The sequence below is a fragment of the Cupriavidus sp. FW305-F7 genome, from assembly GCF_058782875.1.
Genome location: NZ_JBYSYC010000093.1, coordinates 1 through 10,349, shown reverse-complemented (window position 1 = coordinate 10,349; position 10,349 = coordinate 1). Strand labels below are relative to the sequence as shown.

General features: G+C 67.0%; 7 protein-coding genes. 3 read left to right on the top strand and 4 right to left on the bottom strand.

Annotated elements, in window-relative coordinates; all coding sequences use genetic code 11:
- Nucleotides 1–76: 76 nt before the first annotated feature.
- From AC3WL8_RS39160 to AC3WL8_RS39145, 4 genes are all read right to left on the bottom strand, one after another.
- A complete protein-coding gene (locus AC3WL8_RS39160) occupies nt 77–1,399 on the bottom strand; it encodes a TRAP transporter large permease (protein ID WP_153957025.1) in 1,323 nt (440 codons plus the stop codon).
- On the bottom strand, nt 1,399–1,950 hold the full coding sequence (locus AC3WL8_RS39155; RefSeq protein ID WP_153957026.1) for a TRAP transporter small permease subunit: 552 nt from the start codon (nt 1,948–1,950) through the stop codon (nt 1,399–1,401). Before AC3WL8_RS39155 ends, AC3WL8_RS39160 begins: the two co-directional genes overlap by 1 nt.
- A 92-nt stretch (nt 1,951–2,042) precedes the next feature.
- A complete protein-coding gene (locus tag AC3WL8_RS39150; protein ID WP_013956514.1) occupies nt 2,043–3,008 on the bottom strand; it encodes a TRAP transporter substrate-binding protein in 966 nt (321 codons plus the stop codon).
- 124 nt (nt 3,009–3,132) lie between these two features.
- On the bottom strand, nt 3,133–4,497 hold the full coding sequence (locus AC3WL8_RS39145) for an amidase (RefSeq protein ID WP_153957027.1): 1,365 nt from the start codon (nt 4,495–4,497) through the stop codon (nt 3,133–3,135).
- 258 nt (nt 4,498–4,755) lie between these two features.
- Here AC3WL8_RS39145 and AC3WL8_RS39140 point away from each other — a divergent pair, with 258 nt between their 5' ends.
- The 3 genes from AC3WL8_RS39140 to AC3WL8_RS39130 all read left to right on the top strand — a co-directional run.
- On the top strand, nt 4,756–5,361 hold the full coding sequence (locus tag AC3WL8_RS39140; protein WP_013956516.1) for a winged helix DNA-binding protein: 606 nt from the start codon (nt 4,756–4,758) through the stop codon (nt 5,359–5,361).
- 190 nt (nt 5,362–5,551) lie between these two features.
- A complete protein-coding gene (gene purL, locus AC3WL8_RS39135; RefSeq protein ID WP_153957028.1) occupies nt 5,552–9,598 on the top strand; it encodes a phosphoribosylformylglycinamidine synthase in 4,047 nt (1,348 codons plus the stop codon).
- A 253-nt stretch (nt 9,599–9,851) separates the two neighbouring features.
- Nucleotides 9,852–10,349 (top strand): cytosine permease (locus AC3WL8_RS39130; protein WP_492380186.1); only part of this gene is annotated, 498 nt, incomplete at its 3' end.

The window sequence follows — 10,349 nt, the reverse complement described above, 5'->3', positions numbered from 1 at the left end:
CGAAGTGACTACGTAGAGCATCACGTAGCGCCGTAGGAATCCTCGTCCTTTCCGCCGTAAGGCGGCAGCCGAAGGCTTAGGACGGAGAGGATGTCAATTCCTGCTGCATGACAATGTCCGGCAGCCAGGTCACCACGACGGGCCAGATCGTGATGATGGCGATGGCCACCACCATCATCATGAAGAAGGGCAGCGAGACCCGCGCTATGTAGTTGCTGTCCTTGCCGGTCATGCTCTGCAGCACGAACAGGTTGAAGCCCACCGGCGGCGTCACTTCGGCGATCTCCACCAGTAGCACGATGAAGATGCCGAACCAGACCAGGTCGAAGCCGGCCGCCTGCACCATCGGCAGCACGGTCGCCGTGGTCAGCGCGATCATCGAGATGCCGTCCAGCGCCGTGCCCAGCACGATGTAGATCACCGTCAGCACGGCGATCAGCGCCCATGGCGACAGGTGCATCGCCGCCACCCATTCCGCCAGCGCGCGCGGGATGCCGGTAAAGCTCATGGTCACCGACAGGAACGAGGTGGCACCCAGCACGAACATGATCATCGCGGTCAGCCGCGTGGCCGACATCAGGCTGTCCCAGAACGCCGCGCGCGTAAGCGAGCCGCCCGCCCATGCCAGTCCCAGTGACGCCACCACGCCGTAGGCCGCGGCTTCTGTCGCGGTGGCATAGCCGGTGACCATGACCCAGGTGATAAAGGCGATCAGCACCATGCACGGCAGCAGCTGGCGGATCGATGCCAGCCGCGCGCGCCAGTTGAAGTGCTCCGACGCCGGGGTCTTGTCGGGGTTGGCCAGCGCCCAGGCCACGATATAGCCTGAGAACAGCAGCATCAGCAGCAGCCCCGGTATGAAGCCCGCCAGGAACACGCGGATGATCGACACGTCCGCCGACACCGCATACACCACCATGGTGATCGATGGCGGGATCAGGATGCCGAGCGTGCCCGCGCACGACAGCGAGCCGAGCGTGGTGCGCTCGTCGTAGCCGCGCCGCGTGAGTTCCGGCAGCGCCGACTTGGCGATGGTGGCGCAGGTGGCCGCCGACGACCCCGACACCGAGCCAAAGATGCCGCAGCCCAGGATGTTGACGTGCATCAGCCGTCCCGGCAGCCAGTTCAGCCAGGGCGAGAGCCCGTTGAACATCTGCTCGGACAGCTTGGTGCGGAACAGGATCTCGCCCATCCAGACAAAGAGGGGCAGCGATGCCAGCGTGTATGAGGCGCTCGACGACCACCATGCGTTGGCCAGGCTGACCAGCGCCTCGCGGTCCGAGAACACCACCAGCCCGACCCATGAGGTGACCGCAATGGCCACGGGGATCCACGCGCCGATCGCCAGGAAGACGATCATCACCAGCAGCAGGATCAGTGCAACGACGACTGTGCTCATCAGACCGTCTCCCCGAAATCGCCGGAGGCGAGCTTTTCTTCCTGGGCTACCTGGTAGCGCGGCTTCTGTCCGCGCACCACGCGCAGCCATTCATCGCCGACCGCCAGCAGGAAGCCGATGCAGCCGAGCACCGCGAAGCTCTGCGGCATCCACAGCGGAATCACGATCTGTCCCTGCGAGACATCGCCGATGTCCCAGCTCTGCCACGCAAAGGTGCCGAGCGCCCACGCCGCATATGCGGCAAACGCCAGGCAGATGGTCAGCGAGACCAGCTCCAGCACCCAGCGCCGGCGCGGGCCCACGGCCCCCAGCAGCATCTCGACGCGCACGATGCCGCCATGCTGGAAGGTCTGGCCAAGGATCAGGAAGGCGGACGCCGCGCACAGCCAGGCGACGATGTCATCGCCACCCTTGAAGATCACCGAGGTCTCCCGCGACAGCGACATCAGGATCATGATCACGCAGACGGCGAGGATGCACAGCGCGCCGAGCATGGCAAAGAGGTCAAGCAGGCGGTCGAGCCAGCGCTTGGAGGAGGGGGCAGTTGGCATGATGGACGGCGTCAGGGAGGGAGGGGGGCTCCCCGCCATGCCAGCCTGCGCGGCAAGGGCGGGGAGTTCATGGAGGCGGGCAGGCCCGCAGCCTACTTGCGGTAGGCGTCCAGGATGGCCTTGCCGTCCTCGCCCGCGCCCTTGGCCCAGTCATCCACCATGGTCTGGCCCACCTTCTGCATGTCGGACTTGAGCTGCGGCGAAGGCGGCTGCACCGTCATGCCGTTGCGCGACAAGGTCGCCAGGTACTCCTTGGTCTTCTGCTCCGACACCTGCCAGCCGCGCTTCTCGGCATCGGCCACGGCCTTGAGCAGGGCGTCCTGGGTCGGCTTGTCCAGCGCCGCGAACGCCTTCTTGCTGACCACCAGCATGTTCTTGGGCAGCCAGGCGTCCACCGTGTAGAAGTACTTCACGCTCTCCCACACCTTGGTGTCGACGCCGGTGGCGCCCGACGACATGAAGGAGTTGACCGTGCCCGTGGCCAGCGCCTGAGCCAGGTCGGCAGCCTGGATGGTCACCGGCTGGGCGCTGACCAGCTCGGCGATGCGCGAGGTGGCCGGGTTGTACGCGCGCCATTTCAGGCCCTTCATGTCCCCGGCCGAATTGATCGGCTTATTCGCATAGATGCCCTGCGGCGGCCACGCCACCGCGTACAGCAGCTTCATGCCCTGCTTGTCGAGCACCTTCTCGGTGGCCGGGCGCGAGGCCTGCCACAGCTTGTAGGCATCCCCATAGCTGGTGGCGAGGAATGGCACGGCATCGACGCCGAACACCGGGTTCTCGTTGGCCAGCAAGGACATCAGGATTTCGCCCATCTGCACCTGGCCGGTCTGCACGCCGCGCTTGATCTCGTTGGCCTTGAGCAGCGAGCCATTGGGATGCAGCACGATCTTGAGCTTGCCGCCGGTGGCCTTGTCCACGTCGTTGGCCATCTGCTGCAGGTTCTCGGTGTGCAGGTTGCTGACCGGATAACCGGTCGGCAGGTCCCACTTGGTATCCGCCTGTGCCGCCACGGCGGCCATCATCAGGCCGGCCGCAACGATTGCCTTGACTCGCATCTCGATCTCTCCTGGTGTGCGCGCGGGGGCGCGGTTGTACTGCTGGTTGCGTACTACCTGGTGCCGATCGTGCCCGCATTGGGGGGGGGCACGTCGGCGCAAGATCAACGGCGCGGCGGCAGGCTCAGTCGTCGCGCTGTGAAGGTTGCACGATGCATTCCAACGCAAGGGCCGTGCCCAGCAGGTCGGCATCGCGCATCGGGCCGTGCGACAGCATCAGGCCCACGGGCAACTCGTCCGGCGCGTGGCAGGGCATCGAGATCGAGCAGCCGTCAAGGAAATTGAAGGCCGAGGTATTGCGCAGCAGCAGGGCATTGACGCGGAAGAATTGCGCATCATCGGTGCGCAGCGGCGCAATCTCGGGCGCGACCATCGGCACGGTCGGGCAGACCACGGCGTCGAAGCGGGTCAGGCGCGCTTGCATGCGGGCGATCCAGTCCAGCCGGGCGCGGCCCAGGTCGATATAGTCGGCGGCGCTGATATTGGCGCCGCGGTCGATGCGCGAGGCCACGCGCGGGTCGTACAGCTCGCGCCGTCCGGCCAGCAGGTGGCGGTGGATGGCAAAGGCTTCGGCCGAGCTGAAGCCGCCCTGGGCGTTCAGGCCCGCCAGCTCGCCAAGCTCGGGTAGGTCGACGTGCTCAAGCTGCACGCCGGCGGCCGACAGCCGGCCCAATGCCCGGTCGAAGGCACGGGCCACTACCGGGTCGAGGTCGTCCAGCAGGACCTGGCGCGGGATCGCCAGCCGCGTGGCGGCGGGGTTGGTCACGCGCGGGATCACTGCGCTGTCGGCGATCACGCTGTCCATGGCAATGCAGTCGCTGACCGTGCGCGCCATCGCGCAGGCGGTATCCAGCGTGTACGACAGCGGAAAGGCTCCAGTCAGTGGCACGCGCCGCGTGGTGGGCTTGAAGCCGGTGATGCCGCACAGCGCGGCGGGGATGCGGATGGAACCGCCGGTGTCGCTGCCAAGCGCCGCGACCGCCAGCCCCAGCGCCACCGAAACGGCCGCACCCGACGACGAGCCGCCCGGGATGCGTGCCACGCCATCCGTGCCGGCCGGGTTGACCGGCGTGCCGTAGTGGGGATTGATGCCCACGCCCGAGAACGCGAACTCCGTCATGTTGGTGCGCCCGACCAGGGCTGCCCCTGCCGCGCGCAGGCGGGCGACCACGGTGGCGTCCGCCGTGGCCGGCGCGGCATCCTTGCGCACCAGCGAGGCCGCGCTGGTGACTTCGCCGGCCACGTCGTACAGGTCCTTGACCGAAACCGGCAGCCCTGCCAGAGGATGCAGCGCCTTGCCGGCGCGGCCGGCGGCATCGGCTGCGCGCGCGACCTGGGCCGCAGCCTCGAAGGTGCTGTGCAGGAACACGGCCTCGGCAGCCGGCGTGGCGGCAAGCGCGGCCGCTTGCTCGATGATCTGCGCACGGCTGGTGGCGCCGTCGCGCAGGCGGGTGTTCAGGGTGTCGAGGTCGGGAAGCATGGATGGCATGGGGTCTGCGAACGGGGTGCGAGGGCGGGGCAGGCACCGCCATGGTGGCTGCCGCCTGCCAGCATGGGGAAGGGCGCGGTGCACATGCGCAGGGCCAGTCGTGGCCGGCGTCCTCCCTCATGCTTTACCTGTATTTATTAGGTGTTCATGCTCATAATTCGCCAATAAACTGTCAAGCTAAAATTGCCGGAGCGCGCCCCGGGCTTCTACCTAGCACAGCCAGCGCCAGCGCCACCCACATCGAAAGGAGTCTCCCGCATGCCACGCAAACCAGCCGAGAGCGGGCACACCGCCGCCGCCGTGGCCGATGTCCCTGGCGTTGCCGGTAAGGCAAGGCCGGCCACCGCGCTGTCACGCGCGGCCGGGGCCAATATCGTGTCGTCGTCGCACCTGGTGTCGGTACGGAGCCCCGAGCTGTCCGAGTTCGAGTTCGGCCTGAATACCGCCTACAACGCCTACAGCCGCTGGGTGGTGCGCTGCATGGGCGCGGCCGGCGTGCGCGACCTGACCTTCCTGGACGTGCTGGTGCTGCATCACGTGAACCATCGCGGACGGCCCAAGCGGCTGGCCGATATCTGCTTCGTGCTGAACGTGGAAGACACGCACCTGGTGACCTACGCATTGAAGAAGCTGCAGGGACTGGGGCTGGTGAGCGGGGAGCGGGTCGGCAAGGAGGCCACTTATTCGACCACCCCGGCCGGCACCGAGGCCTGCGCGCGCTACCGCGAGATCCGCGAGCAATGCCTGACCAGCAACTTCACCGAGGGCAGCGAAGAGAATGCCGAGATCGGCGAGCTCGCCCGGCTGATGCGGGTGCTGACCGGCCTGTACGAGCAGGCCGCGCGCTCGGCGACGTCACTCTGAGCCGTCCATTTGGTAAAAGTGATGCATAAGCATTATCAGGATGGGCCGTAACACGGCCCCGCCGTGATGTCGCAGTGCAAAATCCGGGTGCCGGCAAGGTACAATAGCGGTTTCCCGCCAGTCGGCACCCCATGCAGCGGTGCCGGCTAAGCAGCAGCCCCTACCTCACCGCCTCCCGACCGCTACGATCATGGCGCATTTCTCGTGCTTCCCCGGCGCTTTGGCGCTTCCCGCCTTCCGTCAGCAACGCCTGCTCACCGCCCTGCGGCAGATCGACGCCGATATTGAATCGGTGCATGGACAGTTCCTGCACTTTGTTGACGCACAGACGCCGCTGTCGGCCGAAGAGCAGTCCCGCGTGGCGGCGCTGCTGACCTACGGCGCGCCGTTTGCCGATCCGTCTGACGGCGACCGCTTCGTGGTGATCCCGCGCTTCGGCACGATCTCGCCGTGGGCCAGCAAGGCCACCGACATCGCCCATAACTGCGGCCTGACGCATATCCACCGCATCGAGCGCGGCATCGAGATCACCGTGATCTGCAAGAAGGGCCTGCTGCGCGGCCGCAAGACGCTGGACGCGGACACCCGCGCCGCCGTCGCCGCGCACCTGTTCGACCGCATGACCGAGACCGTGGTCGCCTCGCGTGACGATGCCGCCGGCCTGTTCCAGGAACTGCCGGCCAAGCCGCTGCGCTTTATCGATATCTCCGCCGGGCGCAGCGCGCTGGCCGCGGCCAATGTCGAGATGGGCCTGGCGCTGTCCGAGGACGAGATCGACTACCTGGTCGAGGCCTACGGCAAGCTGGAGCGCAACCCGACCGACGTCGAGCTGATGATGTTCGCGCAGGCCAACAGCGAGCACTGCCGCCACAAGATCTTCAACGCCACCTGGACCATCGACGGCGTGCAGCAGGACAAGTCACTGTTCGCGATGATCCGCAATACGCACCAGCTCAATCCGCAGGGCTCGATCGTGGCCTACTCGGACAACTCGGCGGTGATGGAAGGCGACGTGGCCGAGCGCTGGTTCCCGCGCGGCGATGACCACAAGTACGGCCGCCACGAGGCGCTGACGCACACGCTGATGAAGGTGGAGACGCACAATCACCCGACCGCGATCTCGCCGTTCCCGGGGGCCTCCACCGGCGCCGGCGGTGAAATCCGCGACGAGGGCGCGACCGGCCGCGGTGCCAAGCCCAAGGCCGGCCTGACCGGGTTCACGGTGTCAAACCTGATGCTGCCCGAGGCCGTCGAGTCCTGGGAAAACGACCGCGACGCCGCCCAGCCGGTGGCACACCGCAACCCCGACCACAAGCCCGGCGTGACCGGCAAGCCGGACCGCATCGCCTCGCCGCTGCAGATCATGATCGACGGCCCGCTCGGCGGCGCCGCCTTCAACAATGAATTCGGCCGCGCCAACCTGGGCGGCTACTTCCGCGTCTACGAGCAGAACGTGGGCGGGACCGTGCGCGGCTACCACAAGCCGATCATGATCGCGGGCGGCATCGGCAATATCGACGCCGGGCACACGCACAAGAATCCGCTGCCGGCCGGCACGCTGCTGATCCAGTTGGGCGGCCCAGGCATGCGCATCGGCATGGGCGGCGGCGCCGCCAGCTCGATGGCGACAGGTACCAATACCGCCGACCTGGACTTCGATTCGGTCCAGCGCGGCAACCCGGAGATGGAGCGCCGCGCGCAGGAAGTGATCAACGCGTGCTGGCAGCTCGGTGACGCCAACCCGATCCTGTCGATCCACGACGTCGGCGCGGGCGGCATCTCCAACGCTTTCCCGGAACTGGTGGACGGCGCCGACCGCGGCGCGCGCTTCGACCTGCGCCAGGTGCACCTGGAAGAGTCCGGCCTGTCGCCGGCGGAAATCTGGTGCAACGAGTCGCAGGAGCGCTATGTGCTGGCCATCGCGCCGGACAGCTTCCCGCAGTTCCAGGCCATGTGCCAGCGTGAGCGCTCGCCGTTCGCCGTGGTTGGCATCGCCACCGAAGAAAAGCAGCTGCAGCTGGTCGACGCCAGCGTCGACGCTGCGCTCAAGGAGCACTACGCCGTCGACATGCCGATGGACGTGCTGCTGGGCAAGCCGCCGCGCATGCACCGCGACGTCAAGCGCGTGGAAGAGGCATTGCCGGCCGTGGACGTGACCGGCATCAGCCTGGAGCAGGCGGTGCGCGACGTGCTGCGCCATCCGACGGTGGCCAGCAAGTCGTTCCTGATCAGCATTGGCGACCGCACCGTGGGCGGCATGAACGCGCGCGACCAGATGGTCGGCCCGTGGCAGGTGCCGGTGGCCGACGTAGCCGTGACCACGCTCGACTACAAGGGTAACGCCGGCGAGGCGATGACCATGGGCGAGCGCACCCCGCTGGCCGTGATCAACGCGCCGGCATCGGGCCGCATGGCGATCGGCGAGGCGCTGACCAACCTGGCGGCCGCGCCGGTCAAGGACCTGGGCAAGGTCAAGCTGTCGGCCAACTGGATGGCGGCCTGCGGCGTGGAAGGCGAAGACGCGAAGCTGTATGACACCGTGCACGCCGTCGGCATGGAACTGTGCCCGGCGCTGGGCATCAGCATCCCGGTCGGGAAGGATTCGCTGTCGATGCGCACCAAGTGGCAGGACGACGGCGTCAACAAGGAAGTGGTCGCGCCGGTATCGCTGATCATCTCGGCCTTTGCCGCGGTGGACGATGTCAACCGCACGCTGACCCCGCAACTGCGCACCGACGCCGGCGACACCGTGCTGATCGCTGTCGACCTGGGCCGTGGCAAGAACCGCATGGCCGGCAGCATCCTGGCGCAGGTCATGCAGCAGGTGGGCGACAGCGCCCCCGACGTCGACAATGCCGAAGACCTGAAGAACTTCTTCAACGTGATCCAGCGCCTGAACCGCGAAGGCAAGCTGCTGGCCTACCACGACCGTTCCGACGGCGGCTTCATGGCTGCGCTGGCGGAGATGGCCTTTGCCGGCCACTGTGGCGTGTCGCTAAACGTCGACATGCTGGCGCTGGACCCGCAGCAGGAGCAGGACTACGGCGACGCCAAGAACTGGGCGCAGCAGATTGCCGAGCGCCGCAACGACCAGACCCTGCGCGCGCTGTTCTCGGAAGAGCTGGGCGCGGTGGTGCAGGTGCGTATGGACGACCGCGACACGGTCTTCGCCGTGCTGCGCGAAGCCGGCCTTTCGGCCTGCAGCCATGTGGTGGGCAAGCCCAACGCGACCGACCAGATCGAGGTCTACCGCGATGCCAAGAAGGTCTTCGGCGCCTCGCGCACGGACCTGCAGCGCAACTGGAGCGAAGTCAGCTGGCGCATCTCGCGCCTGCGCGACAACCCGGCCTGCGCCGACAGCGAATACGACCGCCTGCTCGACGCCGCCGACCCAGGTATCAGCCCGGTGCTGACCTTCGATGCGGCCGAAGACATCGCCGCGCCGTTCATCGCCGCCGGCGCCCGTCCGCGCGTGGCCATCCTGCGCGAGCAGGGCGTCAACTCGCAGATCGAGATGGCGTACAGCATGGACCGCGCCGGCTTTGACACGCACGACGTGCATATGAGCGACCTGATCGCCGGCCGCGCCAACCTGGCCGACTTCAGCGGTTTCGTTGCCTGCGGCGGCTTCAGCTACGGCGACGTGCTGGGCGCGGGCGAGGGCTGGGCCAAGACCATCCTGTTCAACGCGCAGATGGCCGAGCAGTTCGCGGCCTTCTTCAACCGCCAGGACACTTTCGCGCTGGGCGTTTGCAACGGCTGCCAGATGATGAGCAACCTGGCCCCGATCATTCCGGGCGCGGGTGCGTGGCCCAAGTTCACGCGCAACCAGTCGGAGCAGTACGAAGCGCGCTACGTGACCGTGGAAGTGCAGTCCTCGCCGTCGATTTTCTTCGCTGGCATGGAAGGCAGCCGCATCCCGATCGTGGTTGCCCACGGCGAAGGGTTTGCCGACTTCTCGCAGCAGGGCAATATCGACCAGGCCCACGTGGCGCTGCGCTTTGTCGACAACTACGGTGCGGTCACGCAGGCCTATCCGCTCAACCCGAACGGCTCGCCCGACGGCATTACCTCGGTGACCACCGTCGATGGCCGCTTCACCGTGCTGATGCCGCACCCGGAACGCGTGTTCCGTGCCGCGACCATGAGCTGGGCGCCGGATGCGTGGAAGCAGGTTGTCGACGGCGGCAGCCCGTGGATGCGGATGTTCCGCAATGCGCGGAAGTGGGTGGGGTAAGCATCAGCCCAGGGCCTGCGCCCTTCGTCCCAACCAAGAGCCACCGGCAGCGCCGGTGGCTTTTTAGTTTTTCGGCGATGCAAGCAGCCAAAGCCCGGATGGCGACGGCCATTTCGCTACGCATCTTGGAATCTTCCGCATTTCCTGCCGCTTTCGCACTGTTACTCTCGCGCTGACTCACGATCGGATGCAGGACTGGTTCCCTTGCATCCGGGTCGCTCGAACACGGAACGGTGGATTCGGAGATCCCATCATGAATCAGAAGGTGCAGTCGTCCCCGGCAGTCGATGCAGACTATATGTTTACCCCGGTCCCGCCCGACGCACGCAGGCCGACCTGGAAACAGGTGGCGGTATGGGTGGGGTTTGGCTACGTTGCCACCGGCCTGTTCATCGGCGGCACGCTGGCCGGGCCGGCGGGCGGCGCGGGTGTTTCCTTCCCCATGGCCTTGCTGGCCATCGCCATCGGCATGGGCATCCTGTTCGTGCTGACGTCGCTGCTGGGCGTCATCGCGCAACGAACCGGGCTGAGCCTGGCGCTGCTGTGCCGCTATGCCTATGGCGCAAAAGGCATGAACCTGCCGATGCTGACGCTGGGCTGGTTCTCCGCCATCACCGGCATGGTGGGCGACATCTGGGGCGCGTTCATCGGCAATCCGAGCGGCATCACCGTGCTTGACCAGGTGCGCGGCAAGCCTCGGCCTTTAGGCCGGGGAAGGATAGCGCGGACGCCGTCGGCGTCCTTTCGGCGG